Below are 19,890 nucleotides of genomic sequence, written 5' to 3'. Positions count from 1 at the left end.
GCCGTTTTTATTTAACAGCCACTCAATTCTGCTTCCAGCGTGGCAACTTCAACGTCAGTTCCAGGCCCCCTTCCGGGCGATTAACCGCCTGCACTTCACCGTGATGTGCCAGGATCACCTTACGAACGATGGACAGCCCCAGACCGTAACCTTTGCCCATCAGCGGTGAATTCACCCGCACGAAGGGGTCGAAAATACTGGAAAGCTTCTCATCATCAACACCCGGCCCCTGATCGCGTACGCGAATCGCCAGCCACTGGTTCTCCGCCTGCAAACGCACCTGTATATGCTGACCACGATGGGAGAAACGCAGCGCGTTACGCAGCACATTCTCCACCCCACGGCGAATCAGCTCCGCATTGCCGTGCACGGTATAGTCGGCATTTTCATCAACCTGAAAATCGACTTTCACGCCCGGAATCTGCGCCTCATAGCGGACATCGGTCACCACCGCATGTAGCAGACCGGTGAGGTCAAAATACTGCTCCCCAGGCATGCTTTCGTGCTCGGCACGCGACAAAGTCAGCAACTCGCCAATCATCTTATCGAGGCGACGCGCTTCCTCATCGATACGGTTCAAAGAGGTTTCTACGCTTTCCGGCGTCTGGCGCGCCAGACCGGTTGCCAGTTGCAGACGCGCCAGCGGCGAACGCAATTCGTGGGAAATATCATGCAACAACTCCTCACGCGCTTTCACCAGCGTATCCAGTCGTTCCACCATGGCGTCAAAATCCTGTGCCACGCTGGACAACTCATCATGACGCTTGCGCATCACCGGATAGAGACGCACGCTCAAATCACCGCTACTCACGCGGGCAAAACCTTCACGCAGCTGACGCATCGGACGTGTCAGGTTCCACGCCAGCAGCAGGCTAAACAGCAGCCCCAACGCACCAGCGAAGGTAAACATCGGCTCAGGAATATTCAGGATACGACGCGGGCCGCCCACGCCCATTGAGCTATCCTCACGCAGGCCTTTCACGTCGTAGCGTAGCTCGTACTCTTTGCCGTCAGACCCTTTGACCCAGCGTACAATCACATCCGGAAAAGGGCCGTGAAAGGGTTCATTAAACCCTTCCGGTGGCGCGTTCTGGGTTGAGACCGGTTTGTTGTGCTGAATCACCGAAAAGAACTGTCGATCATTCGGTTCCCAGTCAGCCATCATATCGTCGAGTGAACTTGGCCCACCGCGTTCCAGCACCGACACTGCCGACGCCATCTGCAAATTGACAATGCGCCGAATCGCCACGATTTCAGGGGGTTCATGGCGATTACCGGAGAGGGAAAAACCGAGCCACAGCAGCTGGCTGATAATCACAAAAACGATCCAGAAGCCCAGCAGGATCTTCCAGAACATCCGACCACGATAGCTGTGCTGCTTCATCGAATGCGATAACCAATACTGCGCACGGTTTCAATGTTGACGTTGTCTGCGGTTAACGCCGCCAGCTTTTGACGAATATTGCTGATATGCACATCGACGCTACGGTCATAAGCTTCACGCGGACGGCCCAGCCCTTTCTCGGACAGTTCATCTTTCGATACCACACGATCCGGAGCACGCATCAGCAGGTCGAGCAGATTGAATTCTGAAGCAGTCAGGTCAAAAGCTTTGCCCTGCCATTCGGTGATACGGGTAGCGGGATTGAGGCTCAAATCGCCCCAGCGCAGCACTTCTTTTTTATCGGGCAACGGCGTCTGATCTTCAAAGCGACGCAGCACCGCACGCAGACGCGCCACCAGTTCACGCGGGTAGCAGGGTTTTGGTACATAATCGTCCGCACCCATCTCCAGACCAATCACGCGATCGATATTGTCGCCTTTGGCCGTCAGCATGATCACCGGCAGACGGCTGTTCTGACGCACCTGGCGCAGCACATCAATTCCACTCATATCCGGCAGCATGATATCGAGAATCATGGCGGTGTAATTGCCTGAAAGCGCACCTTCAACTCCGGCACTTCCGGTTAAAACCAGTTGTGCATCAAAGCCTTCCGCAATCAGGTATTGGCTCAGCATAGTACCAAGCTCTAAATCGTCATCAACAAGCAGAATTTTCATCTTTATCTCTCGTACAAAATTGCCGCTATTTTGTCCTGAGTTCGTCCCGAACGCAGCCGGTTTTACTCGATCCTTACGTAGCGGCGCGATTTATCGCGCAACGAATTTGTGCAAGAGAATAGTTTAGTGGAAAACACCGGTGGAGAGGTAACGGTCGCCGCGATCACAAATAATCGCCACCACTACGCTGCCCGGCTGAGCCGCTGCAATACGCAATGCCCCGGCTACCGCACCGCCAGAACTGACACCACAGAAAATACCTTCACGCCGCGCCAGCGCACGCATGGTCTCTTCCGCTTCCTGTTGCGTCATATCCATCACTTCATCCACCAGTTCCGGGCGGAAAATACCGGGCAAATAGGCACTCGGCCAGCGACGGATACCGGGAATGCTGCTGCCTTCCTGCGGTTGCAAACCAATAATTTTCACTGCTGGCGCAGACTCGCGCAGATAGCGGCCCACGCCAGTGATGGTGCCTGTCGTCCCCATGCTGGAGACGAAATGGGTCATGCGTTGTTGGCTCTGCTGCCAGATTTCCGGGCCGGTAGTGAGATAGTGGCCGAGAGGATTATCGGGGTTATTGAACTGATCCAACACCCTGCCCTCACCGCGTGCCGCCATCTCCTGCGCCAAATCACGCGCCCCTTCCATTCCCTGTTCGCGTGTGACCAGCACCAGCTCCGCACCATAGGCGCGCATCGCGTCCTGGCGCTCCTGGCTCATGTTTTCCGGCATCAACAGGCGCAGACGATAGCCTTTCATCGCCGCGATCATCGCAAGCGCGATACCGGTGTTGCCACTGGTGGCTTCAATCAGCGTATCACCCGGTTTTATTTCACCACGCAGTTCCGCCTGATGAATCATCGACCAGGCGGCACGATCCTTGACTGAACCCGCAGGATTATTACCTTCCAGTTTTAGCCAGATCTCGCTGCCGTTGTCAGGCGTCAGGCGCTGCAACTTAATCAACGGCGTATTACCGATGGTATTTTCCAGTGTGGTCACGGTCAGATTCCCGGAGAAAGAGGGGCAAAGAAATCGGGCGGGAAAGTCCCGCCCGAAGGAGTGTCAAAAATATCAGGCGCTCTCGGCAAAGGCAACCGTGCGCAGCGGTGTTGTGCCCTGGTAAAGTCGGGCCTGTTGCAGGCCAACAAACAAACGTTCACCGCGAATCGGGGCGGATTGCTCACCATCAAACACCAGGGTAAAAGGTTCGCTCTGCCAGCCAGCGGGTTGTACCACCAGCTGCCAGAAATGTCCGCGCGGGCTGACTTCCAGCACCTGCACTGGCAGCGGCGTCTCCAGGCTGCTCTGGCGCGATACATCAATCTCCCACGGACGCAGGAATAGCTCTACCGGGCCCTGATGCGCCGGGGTATAGCCCAGCGGCCAGCGATGTGCCGCAACATGGAATTGCGAGCCATGCACTTCACCATCAAAGCGGTTAACTTCACCGAGGAACTCCAGCACGAAGCGGGTGGCCGGATCGCGCCACACTTCGTCCGGTGTACCGACCTGCTCAATATTGCCCTGGCTCATCACCACTACGCTGTCCGCGACTTCCATCGCTTCTTCCTGATCGTGGGTGACGAACACGCTGGTGAATTTCAGTTCTTCGTGCAGCTGACGCAGCCAGCGACGCAGCTCTTTACGCACCTGGGCATCGAGCGCGCCGAAGGGTTCATCCAGCAATAAAATTTGCGGTTCTACGGCCAGCGCACGCGCCAGTGCGACGCGCTGTTTCTGACCGCCCGACAACTGTGCCGGGAAACGGCTGGCGAGATGACTCAACTGCACCATCTCCAGCAGACGGGTCACGCGCTGTTTGATTTCCGCACTGGAGGGACGCTCGCGGCGTGGCAGCACCGTCAGGCCAAACGCGATGTTGTCAAACACCGTCATATGGCGAAACAGCGCGTAGTGCTGGAAGACAAACCCCACCTGGCGATCGCGCGCATGCAGGCGGCTGACGTCTTTACCGTGGAACTGGATCTGACCGCTGTTCTGATGCTCCAGACCGGCGATGATACGCAGCAGCGTGGTTTTACCCGAACCGGATGGACCCAGCAGCGCCACCATCTGGCCGGAAGGAATATCCAGAGAGATATCGTTCAACACCGGTGTACGGCCAAACGATTTGTTAATTTGTTTAATCTCAATGCTCATGATTTTCCTCCTGTTGGCGTTTCCGCTGATGCTCTAAACGCCACTGCACCACGCTTTTCAGAAACAGTGTCACTATCGCCATCAGGGTCAGCAGCGCGGCGGCGGTAAATGCGCCAACGGTGTTGTAGTCCTGATGGAGTAATTCAACCTGAAGCGGCAAGGTATAGGTTTCGCCGCGAATCGATCCCGATACCACCGAGACCGCACCAAATTCGCCGATGGTACGGGCATTGGTCAGCACCACGCCGTACAACAACGCCCAGCGAATATTCGGCAGCGTGACGCGGCGGAACATCTGCCAGCCGGATGCGCCTAGCAGCACCGCGGCTTCATCTTCGTTACTGCCCTGGCTGAGCATGACTGGCACCAGTTCACGCACCACAAACGGACAGGTCACGAAAATGGTCGCCAGCACCATGCCCGGCCAGGCAAACATAATCTGGATATTGTGCGCATCCAGCCAGCCACCCGCCGGACCATTGATACCCCAGAACAACAGATACATCAGGCCAGCGACCACCGGGGAGACGGCAAAAGGAATATCGAACAGCGTCAGCAGCAACTGGCGGCCAGGGAAGTTAAAACGCGTCACCAGCCACGCCAGCAACGTACCGAACACCAGGTTAACCGGCACGGTGATCAACGCCACCATCACCGTCAGCCAGATGGCATGCAGCATATCGCCGTCTTTCAGATTGCTGAGGGCAGTTCCCAGACCCTGATTGAGCGCTTCCCAGAAGATGGAGACCATCGGCACCACCAGCAACATGATGGAAACCAGCGCGCCAATGCCAATCAGCAGCCATTTGCCCCAGTTAATCGGCGAACGATCAACCCGATTGATTTGCGAAATCTCTGCCATCAGTGACCTCCTAAACGACGGCCAAAGCGGCTTTGCAGGGTGTTGATGGCGAACAGCAGCAGCAACGAGGCGGCAAGGATCACTGAGGCGATGGCGCTGGCGGCCGGATAATCAAACTCCTGCAAACGCACAAAAATCATCAGCGAGGTCACTTCCGTTTTCCACGCGATATTACCGGCGATAAAGATCACCGCACCAAACTCGCCGAGGCTGCGGGTAAACGACAGCGCGGTCCCGGCCAGCAACGCAGGAGCCACTTCTGGCAGCACCACGCGGCGGAAGCTCTGCCACGGTGTCGCACCGAGGGTTTCGGCAGCTTCTTCGTATTCCGGCCCTAACTCTTCCAGCACCGGTTGCACGGTACGCACCACAAACGGAATGCTGGTGAAGGCCATCGCCACCGCGATACCGAGCCAGGTATAAGAAACTTTGATATCGAACTGAGCCAGCCACTGGCCATACCAGCCATTAACCGAGAACAAACCCGCCAGCGTCAGGCCAGCCACAGCCGTGGGCAGGGCGAAGGGTAAATCCATCAGGCCATCGAGCAGAGTACGGCCAGGAAAGCGATAGCGGGTCAGAATCCACGCCATCAGCATGCCAAACACCGCATTGAAGAGGGAAGCCACCCCGGCAGACAGCAGCGTCACTTTATACGCCGCTACCAGCTGTGGATTGGTGATCACTTCCCAGTACTGCGCCAGCGTCATTTTCGACAGCTGCATCAGCAACGCGCTGATCGGCAGCAGCAGAATCAGGCAGGTAAACAGCAGACTGGTACCGAGGCTGATACCGAATCCGGGCAGTACCCGTTTTTGCGTTGAGGCAAACATTAACCGCGCCCCGCTGCCAGCAATTTGTCCAGCTCAGCGCCGCTGGCAAAATGGTTTTTCATCACGTTATCCCAGCCACCAAATGCCTCATCGACATTGAACAGACGGGTCTGCGGGAAGCGATCCTGCTGGGCTGCCATCAACTGCGGGTTGTTCACACGATAGTAAAAGCTGGTAATGATTTTCTGTGCTTCCGGTGTGTAGAGATAATTCAAATAGGCTTTCGCCGCATCCGTCGTGCCATTGTGCGCGACGTTTTTATCCACCCAGGCAACCGGGAACTCGGCGAGGATGTTAGTCTTCGGCACAATCACTTCGTAGCCATCTTTAGCGTACTGGTTACGGATGTTATTCACTTCTGACTCGAAGCTAATCAGCACGTCACCCAGGCCGCGCTCGGCGAAAGTGGTGGTGGCACCACGGCCTCCGGTATCAAACACTTCGACGTTTTTCAGGAATTGCGTCATAAAGGCTTCGGTTTTGGCCTGGTCTTTGCCATCTGCCTGATCCGCAGCGCCCCAGGCGGCCAGATAGGTGTAGCGGCCATTGCCGGAGGTTTTAGGATTCGGGAAAATCAGTTTCACGTCAGCCCGTGCCAGATCGGCCCAGTCGTGAATATTCTTTGGGTTGCCCTTACGCACCAGGAACGCCATGGTGGAGTAAAACGGCGAGCTGTTATTCGGCAGGCGGCTTTGCCAGTCGGCCGGGATCAGCTGACCTTTATCGTGCAGCACCTGCACATCCGTCACCTGGTTATAAGTCACCACATCGGCGCGCAAACCCTGCAGGATCGCCAGCGCCTGTTTTGATGAACCGGCATGAGATTGTTTAATCGTCAGCTTGTCACCCGGATGGCTGGCATCCCACTGCTGCTCAAAAGGCGCATTCAGGGCGACAAACAGTTCGCGCGAGACGTCATACGAGCTGTTGAGCAGCTCTGTCGCCTGCACAGCCCCCGCCATTGCCAGCGAAAGCGCGATACCGCCAACCAACTTTTTAAAAACGGGAAGTGTCATGCTGCACCTGGAAATGTGGAGTTACGGCTGATGCCATTAGATGTTGTCAGTGTATTTATAACTCGAGGCAAACCAGTAACGGTTTTATATATCGTTTGCTGATTTCAAAGTCTAAAAAGGCATAAGACGACGGGGAAGTATATGCATCTGGCGGGATAACGAACGGACGGCATCACCGCCGTCCGGGAGGACATTACAGCGCCTGTAACACGTCAAGCGATGGAGCAAAAAAGTAGCTGCCGGTGACCGGTTTGGTAAACCGCAGCATGGCGTCCATCTTGCCATCACGCTCACCAAACATGCTCAACAGTTGCTGTTCAATATTATGCAGGCGATTGCAGTAGGCAATAAAGAACAGACCATGGGTGCCGCTGGCAGTGCCGTAAGGCAGGCTCTGACGCAAAATCTTCAGCCCTTTGCCTTCTTCTTTAAGATCGACGCGGCTGAGATGCGAGGTCACCGGGCGCTCATCGCCGGGAATCTCTTCATTCTCCGCCTTGGTGCGCCCCATTACCGCTTCCTGCTTGTCAACTGCCATGCGGTTCCACAGCTTCAGGTTATGTTCCCAGCGCTGGGTGAAGACATAGCTGCCACCTGCATCCGGGCCAGCGGCGATAATCGCTACCTGCTCACGCTGTTCGCCTTGCGGATTCTCGGTGCCATCGACGAAACCGGAGAGATCGCGTTCTTCCACCCAGCGAAAACCGTGGGTTTCTTCTTCGATGTCGACAGCAGCGGCAAACGCTACCAGCGCAGCCTGCGCCAGAGAGAAGTTCACATCGTGGCGTAGCGACTGAATATGGATCAGCAAATCACGCTGCGTAGCAGGCGCAATGCCTTTGCCCAGCGCGCTAAAGGCTTTCAGTTCTGGTGCAGAATCCGCACCCTGCAAGTCGCGCCACAGCATATCACCGAAGGCGATCACCGCGCCCAACCCGGCATCAGCGAATTTTTGTTGCAGTGCATCGAGGTGTTGCAGGAAGGTTTTGCTGCCCAGGCGCAGCGCATCGAGATCACCCGTGACGCGGGCTTCCAGCCAAATGGCGAAACGGCGGTGTTCCAGCAGAATCCCGCTCTGAAATTGAGACATCGACATGCTCTCCGGCAATGGGGGTTAAACGGCGTTTTTTTCGTCCGTATCATACCGGAAAGTGGCGGCGATAGCCCGTATCACCGCACTTTTTTGAGGGATTAGCGTTGCCAGACGATCTTGCTGATTTTCCAGTTTTTCAGCGTATCATCCGACGGCATCAGCCCTTCAGGACCGTGCCATTCGCCACTATAGATATAAGCGATGTGCTGGCTATTCGGCGCACGGCACTCCACATCACGGCTATCGAGACCCGGCACCATTTTGCAGTTATCAAACGCCTTAGTGAATTTGGCACTGAACGGGTCGCCGATTTTGCTGCCGTCTGCACTTTTCGCGCTCGGGTCCAGTACCTCAATACGTTCAACGCTGCTTTGCCCGTTGATCACCAGTTTGACCTTGTCACCATCCAGTGCCTGCCAGAACTCCACCACCTGGCCATTCTGGGTGCGCATGCCCTGCCGCAGCTTGTAATCGCCATTCAGCGCTTTATCGATAGCCGTTTGCGTCATGGCGGTGCTACTGGATAGCCCGGCGACACCCTGCTCGCTTACCATCAACGAACCACCGAACCAGCTGAGCGGATTAAGCGCCGACCAATGGTAACTCAGGGGGTTATACCAGTGGCTTTCATCAGCCGAACCCGAAGACGCAGAGCTGGCACAACCTGCCAGCACCAGAGCCGTCGCCAGCAGCGCGGGACGAACAACTTTCATGAAAACTCCTTGATCTTGTTTGCCGGTTTGGCGTGCCTGTTGGAGTCGCAAAGCGACAAAAAGTTTATTCGTGATGCTGATGTTCAGGCAAAAAGCAGTCACACAGGCGTCGATGGGTTTGCAGCCAGTACAGCGCCAGCAGGTCGAACAGCGTTAGCAGCAGCGGGAATGGCGAATCGGGCATCGCGCCCTGCAACAGGTTAACGCCCTGCCACAACAGGTTAATCAGCAATGACAGGCTCAGTACCAGACGCCAGCTTTGCCACAGGCGCGGCCAACGTTGACGATAACCGGTGAGCAGCAGCCCGATAGCCGCCGGAATGCCGAGCGCCAGACCCAGCCAGAAACTTTGCCGATCGGGATAGAACAACGCCAGCAGGTCATTCCCCTGCTGCCGGGATGCCCCGGCCATCACCAGAATCAGCCAGGTGCGTGCCTGTAACAGCAGGATCAGCCAGAAAAGAAACGGCAGCCGCAGCTGCCCTTTTGCATCGTATTCTTCTGGCGGGTATTTCAGCGTAACCACTTAATACTCACGGTCTTCAATCAGGCGCTTGCCCAGCAGCAGTGAATCCACTGGCTCGTAATCGAGCTTTTCATAGAAGGCCACCACCTGGTCGTTCTCTTCACGCACCATCAGATGGATTTTCGGGCAGCCGCGCGCAATCAGTTTCTTTTCCAGACGATTCATCAGCGCGTTGGCAAAGCCACGCCCCTGATAATCAGGATGCACCGCCAGATAATAAGCCGCACCACGATGACCATCGTAGCCGCCCATCAGCGTACCCACCACCTCGCCACCGACTTCGGCCACCAGAAACAGTTCCGGGTCATGGTTCATTTTGCGTTCAATGTCCAGCTCAGGGTCATTCCACGGGCGTAACAGATCGCAACGCTCCCAGAGCGTGATCACTTCTTCAAAATCTTCCTGGCGGAATGAGCGGATTTCCATCGGCGTTACCCTGCAGTTAGGCACAATTCGCTGATTATCACGTATTCTTTAGCGGGCGCAACCCTCGCACCGTTCAGTGGCAGAAAAAAGCGACGAAATTCCTGTTCGCGACCTGAAATACAAAGTAAAGCCCTGAAATAGTTACGGGGTCGCACCCGTCAGGATGTTACGATATAACACTTTTCAGGTAAGCCTGTCAGGGATTCATTGATGAAAAAAATTTCACTGCTCAAACGTTTAACGAATCGTCGTCAGCTGCTGCTGTCCGGACTGGCGCTGGCGGTGCTATCGCCGCGTCTGGTGCAGGCAAAAGAAGAGAGTGCCGATTTGCACCTGCTGCCGCGCCACAACAAACCCGCGCCGCCAGCGAAAAACGGCAAACGTATTGTGATGATCGACCCGGGCCACGGCGGGATTGATTCCGGTGCGGTTGGCGAACAAGGTTCCGAAGAAAAACACATCGTGCTGGATATCGCCAACAACGTGCGCCAGCTGTTGCAGGATCATCCCCGGGTTGAAGTCCGCCTGACGCGTGATACGGATTACTTTATCCCCCTGTATCAGCGGGTGGAAATTGCCCATCAGCATGGTGCCAACCTGTTCATGTCTATTCACGCCGATGGTTACACCAGCCCGGACGCCAATGGCGCTTCGGTGTTTGCCCTGTCAAATCGTGGAGCCAGCAGCGCGATGGCGCGCTATATGTCGCAGAAAGAGAACGATGCTGACAAAGTCGCCGGAGTGGAAGTGGCGCAGAAAGATCAGTATCTGAACCAAATCCTGTTCGATCTGGTACAGACCGATACCATTCGCAACAGCCTGACGCTCGGCAAACATGTGCTGGATCAGATCCGTCCGGTGCATCATTTGCACAGCCAGCACACTGAGCAGGCGGCGTTCGCTGTGCTGAAATCACCCTCGATTCCGTCGGTGCTGGTGGAAACCTCCTTTATTACCAACCCGCATGAGGAGCAGTTGCTTGGCACCCCAGCGTTTCGCCGAAAAATTGCCAGCGCCATCGCGGATGGTATCGTCAATTACTTTGAGGAGTACGATCGGCGTCAGGCTTAGGTATAATCGCGGCAAATTTCCGGAACGAGTGACTCATGAGCAATCCCGATATTTCCCGCGTCAAAGCCTTTCTGCTGGCGCTCCAGGATGACATCTGCGCCCAGCTGGCGGCGGAAGATGGTGCCGCCGATTTTGCCGAAGATAGCTGGCAGCGCCCGGGCGGCGGCGGTGGCCGCAGCCGCGTATTACGCAACGGCGCGCTGTTTGAGCAGGCCGGTGTTAACTTCTCCCACGTCCATGGCGATCAAATGCCTGCCTCTGCCACCGCTCACCGCCCGGAGCTGGCAGGCCGCAGTTTTGAAGCGATGGGCGTCTCGCTGGTGATCCACCCGGAAAATCCGTATGTCCCGACCAGCCACGCCAATGTGCGTTTCTTTATTGCCGAAAAACCAGGTGCCGATCCGGTGTGGTGGTTCGGTGGCGGTTTCGATCTCACCCCTTTTTACGGCTTTGAAGAAGATGCGCTGCACTGGCATCAGACCGCGTTTGATCTGTGCCAGCCGTTCGGTGCGGATGTCTACCCGCGTTATAAAAAGTGGTGCGACGACTACTTCTGGCTGAAACATCGTGACGAGCAGCGCGGCATTGGCGGCCTGTTCTTTGACGATCTCAACACCCCTGATTTTGACCATTGCTTTGCCTTTACCCAGGCGGTGGGCAATGGCTTCCTGCAAGCCTATCGCCCGATTGTAGCAAAACGCAAAGCGCTGCCGTGGGGCGAGCGTGAGCGCCAGTTCCAGCTGTATCGTCGTGGGCGTTATGTCGAGTTCAATCTGGTGTGGGATCGCGGCACGCTGTTTGGCCTGCAAACCGGCGGACGCACCGAATCGATCCTGATGTCGATGCCACCGCTGGTGCGCTGGGAATATGATTATCAGCCGGAAGCTGACTCACCGGAAGCTGCGTTGTATCGTGATTTTCTGCCGGTGAAGGATTGGCTGAAACATCCGTGAAAACACGCGCGATAAATCGCGCCGCTACAAAATCGCAGAGAATCGTAGCGGCGCGATTTATCGCGCAATTTGCGTATTTACAGCGGTTCGGTCTGTGCCTCCACCACCGCCAGCGCCACCATATTGACAATGCGGCGTACTGACGCGATACGCGTCAGCACATGCACCGGTTTGCTGATCCCCATCAACACCGGTCCGACGGTCACCCCTTCCGAGCAGGAAACACGCAGCAGGTTGTAGCTGATACGCGCCGCTTCGACATTGGGCATAATCAGCAGATTAGCCGTGCCTTTGAGTGGGCTGTCCGGCATCAGCTCGCGGCGGATGTTTTCCACCAGTGCCGCATCGCCGTGCATCTCGCCGTCAATCTCCAGATCCGGCGCTCGCTGCTGAATCAGCGCCAGCGCGTCACGCATCTTGCGCGCCCCAGGCGCATTGGAGGTGCCAAAACTGGAGTGCGACAGCAACGCCACACGCGGTTCGATACCAAAACGCCGCACCGTTTCCGCCGCCATCAGAGTGATATCCGCCAGCTGTTCCGGCGTCGGATCTTCATTGACGTAGGTATCGGTAATAAAGGTGTTGCCGCTCGGCAGCAGCAGCGCATTCATCGCCCCGGCCACCCGCACATCAGGGCGGAAGCCAAACACCTTCTCGATCACCTCATAATGTTCATGATAATCGCCCACCGTACCGCAAATCATCGCATCGGCTTCGCCACGATGGACCATGATGGCACCGATCAGTGTTGGATTGCCGATCACCGCGCGCTGCGCCATCTCTGGCGTCACGCCACGCCGTTTCATGATCTGATAATATTCACTCCAGTAAGCTTTAAAGCGCGGATCGGATTCGTTATTCACCACCTCAAAATCTTTGCCCGCCTCGATCTTCAGCCCCTGCTTTTGTAAACGCATGGCGATGACATTCGGGCGTCCAATCAGGATCGGTTTCGCCAGCCCGAGCGACACCAGTTCCTGGGTAGCATGCAGCACCCGCACCTCCTCCCCTTCCGCCAGCACTACACGCTTCGGATCTTTACGCGCCTGCGAGAAGATCGGTTTCATAAACAGGTTGGTTTTATAAACAAACTCGGTGAGTTTCTCGCGATAGGCATCAAAATCTTCAATCGGCCGCGTCGCCACACCGGAGTCCATCGCCGCTTTAGCAACCGCTGGCGCGATCTGCACAATCAGACGTGGGTCAAAAGGTTTGGGGATCAGATATTCCGGGCCAAAGCTCAGATCCTGATCGTCATAGGCCGAGGCCACCACATCGCTCTGCTCAGCCTGCGCCAGCGCCGCGATGGCGTGCACTGCCGCCAGCTTCATCTCCTCATTGATGGCAGTGGCACCGACATCCAGCGCACCACGGAAAATAAAAGGAAAACACAGCACGTTATTCACCTGATTGGGGAAATCAGAACGCCCGGTACAGATAATCGCGTCGGGCCGGACCGCCTTCGCCAGCGGTGGCATGATTTCCGGCTCCGGGTTGGCCAGCGCCAGAATCAGCGGATCCTGCGCCATCTGCTGTACCATCTGCGGCGTCAGCACTTGCGGTCCCGAGCAGCCGAGGAAAATGTCCGCACCGGCAATCACCTCCTCCAGCGTGCGTTTCCCATTATCCTCAACGGCATAGGCGGCTTTGGTTTCCGCCATATCGGTATCACGTCCGCGCCAGATCACCCCTTTCGAGTCACACGCGACAATGTTATGGCGTTGCATCCCCAGCGCCACCAACAGATTCAGGCAGGCAATGGCCGACGCCCCCGCTCCTGACACCACCAGCCGCACATCAGAGATGGCTTTTTTGACGATCTGCAAACCATTGAGCACCGCCGCAGTACAGATAATCGCGGTGCCGTGCTGATCGTCATGGAACACCGGGATCTTCATCCGTTCACGCAGCTTCTGCTCGATATAGAAGCATTCCGGCGCTTTGATATCTTCCAGGTTGATGCCGCCAAAGGTCGGCTCCAGCGCCGCGATCACCTCAATCAGCTTATCCGGGTCCCGTTCGTCGATTTCGATATCAAACACATCAATTCCGGCAAATTTCTTAAACAGTACCCCTTTGCCTTCCATCACCGGTTTACCGGCCAGTGCGCCGATATTGCCCAGCCCCAGCACCGCAGTGCCATTGGAGATCACCGCCACCAGATTGCCACGCGCGGTGTATTTGTGTGCCGCCAGTGGGTCTGCGGCAATTTCCCGGCAGGGTGCAGCCACGCCGGGAGAATAGGCCAGCGCCAGATCGCGCTGGGTCGCCAGTGGTTTGGTGGGTGACACCTGAATTTTTCCGGGAGTGGGATACTGGTGAAACTCGAGAGCGCTTTGCTTCAGTTGTTCGTCCATTGGGCATCCTGTTGCGCGGAGAGATAAGCGTTCAGTATAGAAATCAACGGCACAAAAGAGGGTGAAGGCGCTCAAAGAATGTACGACTGGCAAGGGCACAGATTGCCACAGCAGGATCAACGGGTCTGCCACAGGCTGCTATGCTTAGGAGTGGTAAAACGCGCAGCTGACACCTTTCAGGCAAGCCCTCAATCACAACCGCGTGCGGTGGGCATCCCGGCGTCACAATCAGAGAAAACGCATTTTCTTCACCTGGCGTCTGTAGCAAGGTGTTGGACCGGACCCCACCTGGAAATGGCGCAACAAAGCCAGAGCTGCCTGAGGTTTTTTATTTGCCATAATTATTGCTAATCAAGGAGTTAAGCGATGAACCAGCTAGATGCATTGAAACAGTTCACCACCGTGGTGGCGGACAGTGGCGATATCGAGTCCATTCGCCAATACCACCCGGAAGATGCTACCACCAATCCCTCGTTAATCCTCAAAGCCGCCGGACTCGATGCTTATAAGCACCTGATTGATGATGCCATCGACTACGCGAAAAAACAGGGCGGCAGTAAAGAAACGCAAATCATCAACGCCAGCGATAAAGTGGCGATCAACCTCGGTATGGAAATTCTGAAAAGCGTACCAGGCCGTGTCTCGACCGAAGTGGATGCTCGCCTCTCCTTCGATCGTGGCATGTGTGTCACCAAAGCGGAAAAACTGATTCGTTTGTATGAAGAAAACGGCATCGACCGCTCACGCATTCTGATCAAACTGGCTTCGACCTGGGAAGGGATCCGCGCCGCCGAAGAACTGCAAAAGAACGGCATCAACTGCAACCTGACGCTGCTGTTCTCTTTCGCCCAGGCCCGCGCCTGTGCTGAAGCCGGGGTGTTCCTGATTTCGCCGTTCGTCGGCCGTATTTATGACTGGTACAACAGCCGTAAACCGCTTGATCCGTATGTGGTCGATGAGGATCCGGGTGTGAAATCGGTACGCCGTATTTTTGATTACTACAAAAAGCATCGCTACAACACCGTCATCATGGGTGCCAGCTTCCGTAAAGTGGAGCAAATCCTGGCACTGGCGGGCTGTGACCGTCTGACCATCTCCCCGAACCTGCTGGAGGAGCTGGCAAACAGCGATGCCCCGCTGGAGCGTAAACTGGAGCCATCCACCGAGGGCTTCCATCAGCCTGCCCCGCTGTCAGAAGCGGAGTTCCGCTGGGAACATAATCAGGATCCGATGGCAGTGGAAAAACTGTCTGATGGTATCCGTCAGTTTGCTGTAGACCAGCAAAAACTGGAGGACGTGCTGGCTGCGCGCCTCTAGTCATTATCCTCACATCATGCCGGACGGGCGTCTGCCCGTCCTTATTTTTGCCAAATCACAAGGGAGCACCCTATGTCTTCACGCAGAGAGTTGGCTAACGCAATTCGTGCCCTGAGCATGGATGCGGTACAAAAAGCAAATTCAGGTCACCCCGGAGCCCCTATGGGCATGGCGGATATCGCCGAGGTGCTGTGGCGCGATTTCCTGAAACACAACCCGACCAATCCCGCCTGGGCGGATCGTGACCGCTTTATCCTCTCCAACGGCCACGCCTCGATGTTGCTATACAGCCTGCTGCATCTCACCGGCTATGACCTGCCGATGGAAGAGTTGAAAAACTTCCGCCAGCTGCATTCAAAAACGCCGGGCCACCCGGAACTGGGATACACCCCCGGCGTTGAAACCACCACCGGACCGCTGGGTCAGGGGCTGGCTAATGCAGTAGGAATGGCGATTTCTGAACGCACATTAGCCGCTCAGTTTAATCAGCCTGGACATGACATCGTTGACCATTACACCTATGTGTTCATGGGTGACGGCTGCCTGATGGAAGGGATCTCGCACGAAGTCAGCTCGCTGGCGGGCACCCTGGGGCTTGGCAAATTGATCGGCTTTTACGATCACAACGGTATTTCGATTGATGGTGAAACCGAAGGCTGGTTTACCGACGATACCCACAAACGTTTTGAAGCCTATAACTGGCATGTGATTGGCGATATTGACGGGCACGATCCAGCCGCCGTCGCCAGTGCCATCAAAGAGGCGCAGAGCGTCACCGACAAACCCTCGCTGATCATCTGTCGCACCATCATCGGTTTTGGCTCGCCGAATAAAGCCGGTAAAGAAGAATCGCACGGTGCTGCACTCGGCGAAGCGGAAGTGGCGCTGGCCCGTAAGCAACTCGGCTGGAATTATCCGCCGTTTGAAATTCCGAAAGAGATCTATCAGCAATGGGACGCCAAAGAGGCCGGTGCCGCCCGTGAAAAAGCCTGGGACGACAAAATGGCGGCTTATCAGGCTGCCTATCCTGAGTTGGCAAAAGAATTTAAACGCCGCATGAGCGGTGAGATGCCCGCCAACTGGGAAAGCGATGTGCAGGCATTTGTCGATCAGTTGCAGGCCAATCCGCAGAAAATTGCCAGCCGTAAAGCATCGCAAAACACCCTCGAAGTGTTTGGCAAGCTACTGCCGGAGTTCCTCGGTGGTTCCGCTGACCTTGCGCCGAGTAACCTGACGATCTGGTCCGGTTCGAAATCGATCAAGGAAGATATTGCCGGGAACTACATTCATTACGGAGTGCGTGAATTCGGGATGACGGCGATTGGTAACGGCATCGCCCATCACGGTGGCTTTCTGCCCTACACCGCCACCTTCCTGATGTTTGTGGAGTATGCCCGTAACGCTGCGCGTATGGCGGCGTTGATGAAGGCGCGCCAGGTGCTGGTCTATACCCATGATTCGATTGGTCTGGGGGAGGATGGTCCTACGCACCAGCCGGTGGAGCAGCTCGCCAGCCTGCGCCTGACGCCCAATATGAGCGTGTGGCGTCCGTGTGATCAGGTGGAAACCACGGTGGCATGGAAGGCAGCGGTGGAACGTCATCACGGCCCGACCGCGTTGATCCTGTCGCGTCAGAATCTGCTGCAACCGGAACGCAGCCCACAGCAGGTCGCAGATATCGCCCGTGGCGGCTATGTGTTGCAGGATTGCGATGGCACGCCGGAGGCTGTCATTATCGCCACCGGTTCGGAAATCGAGATTGCCCTGGGTGCGGCGGACAAACTCACCGCTAACGGGCATAAAATCCGCGTAGTTTCTCTGCCCTCCACCGACGTGTTTGATAAACAGGATGCGGCATACCGCGAGTCAGTGCTGCCTTCCGGTGTGAAAGCGCGCGTCGCCGTCGAGGCCGGCATTGCCGATTACTGGTTCAAATATGTCGGCCTGGAGGGTGCGATAGTCGGTATGACCACCTTTGGTGAGTCTGCACCTGCCGGTAAACTGTTCCCGGAATTTGGCTTCACCGTGGAAAACATCGTGAGCCATACCGAAGCCTTACTCAAGCCTCACTAATCGATTCGGCCCTGCGTCTCACGGCGTCAGGGCCGTTTTTGATCACAGCCTGATACAGAAAAAAACCTGCCCTGCCCCCTTCCCGCCTCGTTCAAACTGATTACTATAAGACTTTTCTCCGCTTCTTCTGCCGGACGTCTTACCGTTGAAAAAACATACACCCTGGTTGCTGACATTAATGGTTTCACTGCTTCCTTTAAAAAGCATGGCGCAGACCGCCCCGGATCCCCTGCTGGCTTCACAGATCGTTGATCGTTATGCCGAACACATCTTTTACGGCAGTGGTGCCGTGGGGATGGCGTTGGTCGCTATTGATGGCAATCAACGCGTTTTCGCCAGCTTTGGCGAAACCCGACCGGGTAGTAACGTCCGGCCACAGCAGGATTCACTGATCCGCATTGCCTCGCTGAGTAAGCTGATGACCAGCGAAGTGATGGTGAAAATGGCGGAACGCGGCCAGATTCGCCTGGAGGACCCGTTAAGCAAATACGCGCCTCCGGGAATGCGTGTCCCCAGCTACAACGGCCAACCCATTCGCCTGATTAACCTTTCAACCCACACCAGCGGCCTGCCGCGTGAGCAACCGGGTGGCAAACCGCATCGTCCGGTGTTCAACTGGCCGACACGTAGCGACCGCTGGCAATGGCTGTCTCGCGCTTCGCTCAAAGTCGCCCCTGGTGTGGACGCGTCTTATTCAAACCTCGGTTATGACCTGCTGAGTGATGCGCTGTCGCAGGCGGCGGGTAAACCTTATCCGGCGTTGTTCCAGCAACTTATCACGCGCCCGTTAGGGATGAAGGACACCACCTTTACCCCGTCACCGGATCAGTGTCAGCGTCTGATGATTGCCGAGAAAGGGACCAGCCCGTGTAATAACACTCTGGCAGCGACAGGCAGCGGTGGCGTTTTATTCAACGCCAGAGGATATGGGGCGCTGGATGCAGCAATTCCTTAACTCCGCCGTGAATCAGCGCACCGCGCAAATCGACCGGCTGCAAACGTTGATCTATCGTCGTGACCAGCTGAATAAAGTGGAAGGAATGGATGTTCCGGGTCGGGCCGATGCGCTGGGCATGGGGTGGGTCTATATGGGACCGAAAAACGGCCACCCGGGCATCATTCAGAAAACCGGCGGCGGTGGTGGTTTCATCACCTATATGGCGATGGTGCCGCAGCATAATGTTGGGGTGTTCGTGGTGGTGACGCGTTCGCCGCTGACGCGCTTCACGCCGATGAGCGATGGCGTCAACGATATGCTGGCCGAACTGGTGGGTAACCAGAGCGGTTCACCGATGATGGTGCAGGTGATGCGTTAACGCGATTGTGGTGCATTTTGCGACTGGCTGACCCACAGGGTGGGCCAGTCGTCACTGCTGTGCCAGGCATCACAGGTTTTTTCTTCCGCATACTCCGCCAGCACAAATTCACTGCCATCAAACTGCCAGCGTGTCGCCGTACCGCAATCGCCCAGACCACGTCCCTTACTGAAAGTATAAAGTAAGCCACTGCTGGCATCGTATTCCGCATTCACCAAATCCAGCTGATTATCCGTGCGTGAGGGGGGAGTAAACGGCAGGGTGAGGGTCAGACCACGCGCCACATACGGTTGGCTGCGCGTCACTTCAAATGCCAGATCGATAACATTGTAGGCCCCGGTTTCGCAGCTGATGAGCAACAGCGCTTTACTGTCTGTCAGCGGTGCAACGCTGACTTCTCGTCGTATCGGATCAAGTGAGCAACTATCGGTGTTGATGCGCCAGGTGCCGTAATCAATCAACCCACTGGTTTCATCACGGGTGAGTGCCGCAGGCTGGGGTAAGGGGTCGGGCAGACGGGGCAATGGCGGTTGTGGCGGTACATCCCATATGACGCGGTCGCCGCGTTTCACCCAGGCACTTAAACCGTTCACCCTGCCCTGCACGTCATCCATCAGCAGCAACGCGGCTTTCATGCCGTGCAGCGAGATAGAGGCTTTGGCTTGCCAGGTGAGCTGGAGAGTATCGGCATCCAGCGTCTGCGCCAGAAATTCATCAATGGCGATGGCATTGCTGGTCGCCAGATGGTGCGGCTCTACGCTCCAGTTTTTGAGATCGGGTTTCAGCCGTCGCTGGTCCAGCAGCAAATTGTCCTGCAACGGAGCACCCGGCAATTCACCGCTATAAGCACTGCCGTAGTCGATACGTAGCAACGGGCGATCGTTCACGCCAGCGTGCCGCGATATTGTCATGACCAATCCATTATCACCAGGAAAACTGCGAGCTACACAAAAAGCCGCATTGTTACAGGTCAGCTGCCAGTCAGAAAATGACTTTTGCAGTGGATCCGCCTGCACTCCCGCAGCAAAAAGAAAAAGCAATAAAAGCAGCGATTTCATCCAATACGACATCTAAAAAACCGATCCCCAAATTCTTAGAGAGAAGATG

At 56.1% G+C, this 19,890-nt stretch carries 17 protein-coding genes and 1 pseudogene; 5 read left to right on the top strand and 13 right to left on the bottom strand.

What is annotated here, in order from left to right:
* Positions 1-22: 22 nt before the first annotated feature.
* From PW844_RS18700 to PW844_RS18650, 11 genes are all read right to left on the bottom strand, one after another.
* Positions 23-1,384, bottom strand: a complete 1,362-nt coding sequence (locus tag PW844_RS18700; protein WP_299455095.1) for an ATP-binding protein — start codon at positions 1,382-1,384, stop codon at positions 23-25.
* Positions 1,381-2,061: a response regulator transcription factor gene (locus PW844_RS18695; protein WP_084876226.1), complete on the bottom strand. Its 681-nt coding sequence runs from the start codon at positions 2,059-2,061 to the stop codon at positions 1,381-1,383. The genes PW844_RS18700 and PW844_RS18695 overlap by 4 nt, the downstream gene beginning before the upstream one ends.
* 123 nt (positions 2,062-2,184) lie before the next feature.
* The gene (gene cysM, locus PW844_RS18690) at positions 2,185-3,066 is read right to left on the bottom strand and encodes a cysteine synthase CysM (protein WP_299455093.1); all 882 of its coding nucleotides are present in this window, start codon (positions 3,064-3,066) and stop codon (positions 2,185-2,187) included.
* Between the two features lie 72 nt (positions 3,067-3,138).
* Positions 3,139-4,227 (bottom strand): sulfate/thiosulfate ABC transporter ATP-binding protein CysA, encoded by a 1,089-nt coding sequence (cysA, locus tag PW844_RS18685; RefSeq protein WP_299455091.1) that lies wholly within the window; start codon positions 4,225-4,227, stop codon positions 3,139-3,141.
* Positions 4,217-5,089, bottom strand: a complete 873-nt coding sequence (cysW, locus tag PW844_RS18680; protein ID WP_299455088.1) for a sulfate/thiosulfate ABC transporter permease CysW — start codon at positions 5,087-5,089, stop codon at positions 4,217-4,219. The genes cysA and cysW overlap by 11 nt, the downstream gene beginning before the upstream one ends.
* Entirely contained in the window at positions 5,089-5,922 is an 834-nt protein-coding gene (gene cysT, locus PW844_RS18675; protein ID WP_299455086.1) for a sulfate/thiosulfate ABC transporter permease CysT, read from the bottom strand. The genes cysW and cysT overlap by 1 nt, the downstream gene beginning before the upstream one ends.
* Positions 5,922-6,938 carry a sulfate ABC transporter substrate-binding protein gene (locus PW844_RS18670; protein ID WP_299455084.1) on the bottom strand — a complete coding sequence of 339 codons (1,017 nt, stop codon included), beginning with the start codon at positions 6,936-6,938 and terminating at the stop codon, positions 5,922-5,924. Before PW844_RS18670 ends, cysT begins: the two co-directional genes overlap by 1 nt.
* Before the next feature lie 193 nt (positions 6,939-7,131).
* A complete protein-coding gene (locus PW844_RS18665) occupies positions 7,132-8,028 on the bottom strand; it encodes a Dyp-type peroxidase (RefSeq protein ID WP_299455082.1) in 897 nt (298 codons plus the stop codon).
* Positions 8,029-8,129: 101 nt separating this feature from the next.
* The gene (locus PW844_RS18660) at positions 8,130-8,744 is read right to left on the bottom strand and encodes an RpoE-regulated lipoprotein (RefSeq protein WP_299455080.1); all 615 of its coding nucleotides are present in this window, start codon (positions 8,742-8,744) and stop codon (positions 8,130-8,132) included.
* 64 nt (positions 8,745-8,808) lie between these two features.
* Positions 8,809-9,270, bottom strand: coding sequence for a DUF2919 domain-containing protein (locus tag PW844_RS18655; protein ID WP_299455077.1), 462 nt, complete (start codon positions 9,268-9,270; stop codon positions 8,809-8,811).
* On the bottom strand, positions 9,271-9,696 hold the full coding sequence (locus PW844_RS18650) for a GNAT family acetyltransferase (protein WP_084876235.1): 426 nt from the start codon (positions 9,694-9,696) through the stop codon (positions 9,271-9,273). It lies immediately after the preceding gene.
* A 210-nt stretch (positions 9,697-9,906) separates the two neighbouring features.
* On the opposite strand from PW844_RS18650, the gene amiA reads away from it, so the two are divergent.
* Both amiA and hemF read left to right on the top strand, forming a co-directional pair.
* The gene (amiA, locus tag PW844_RS18645) at positions 9,907-10,767 is read left to right on the top strand and encodes an N-acetylmuramoyl-L-alanine amidase AmiA (protein WP_299455068.1); all 861 of its coding nucleotides are present in this window, start codon (positions 9,907-9,909) and stop codon (positions 10,765-10,767) included.
* Between the two features lie 35 nt (positions 10,768-10,802).
* Positions 10,803-11,720 carry an oxygen-dependent coproporphyrinogen oxidase gene (gene hemF / locus PW844_RS18640; protein ID WP_299455065.1) on the top strand — a complete coding sequence of 306 codons (918 nt, stop codon included), beginning with the start codon at positions 10,803-10,805 and terminating at the stop codon, positions 11,718-11,720.
* Positions 11,721-11,797: 77 nt separating this feature from the next.
* Here the strand turns inward: hemF and maeB are convergent, their stop codons facing one another.
* Positions 11,798-14,077: an NADP-dependent oxaloacetate-decarboxylating malate dehydrogenase gene (maeB, locus tag PW844_RS18635; RefSeq protein WP_299455063.1), complete on the bottom strand. Its 2,280-nt coding sequence runs from the start codon at positions 14,075-14,077 to the stop codon at positions 11,798-11,800.
* A gap of 366 nt (positions 14,078-14,443) precedes the next feature.
* Between maeB and tal the strand changes: the two genes are divergently transcribed.
* The 3 genes and pseudogenes from tal to ampH all read left to right on the top strand — a co-directional run bounded on the left by tal (position 14,444) and on the right by ampH (position 18,783).
* A complete protein-coding gene (gene tal / locus PW844_RS18630; protein WP_299455061.1) occupies positions 14,444-15,394 on the top strand; it encodes a transaldolase in 951 nt (316 codons plus the stop codon).
* Positions 15,395-15,466: 72 nt separating this feature from the next.
* A complete protein-coding gene (gene tkt, locus PW844_RS18625) occupies positions 15,467-17,467 on the top strand; it encodes a transketolase (protein ID WP_299455059.1) in 2,001 nt (666 codons plus the stop codon).
* A 178-nt stretch (positions 17,468-17,645) separates the two neighbouring features.
* Positions 17,646-18,783: pseudogene (gene ampH / locus PW844_RS18620) on the top strand (D-alanyl-D-alanine-carboxypeptidase/endopeptidase AmpH).
* Here ampH and PW844_RS18615 read toward each other — a convergent pair.
* Complete coding sequence (locus PW844_RS18615) at positions 18,780-19,853, bottom strand: DUF1176 domain-containing protein (protein WP_299455056.1); 1,074 nt, start codon at positions 19,851-19,853, stop codon at positions 18,780-18,782. The pseudogene ampH and the gene PW844_RS18615 sit on opposite strands and share 4 nt — an antisense overlap.
* Positions 19,854-19,890 lie beyond the last annotated feature (37 nt).

The sequence above is a fragment of the Pantoea sp. genome (assembly GCF_028283705.1).
In the GTDB taxonomy this organism is placed as follows: Bacteria; Pseudomonadota; Gammaproteobacteria; order Enterobacterales; family Enterobacteriaceae; genus Pantoea.
Note: the sequence above shows the minus strand (reverse complement) of the source record. Positions and strands in the feature narration are given on the sequence as shown.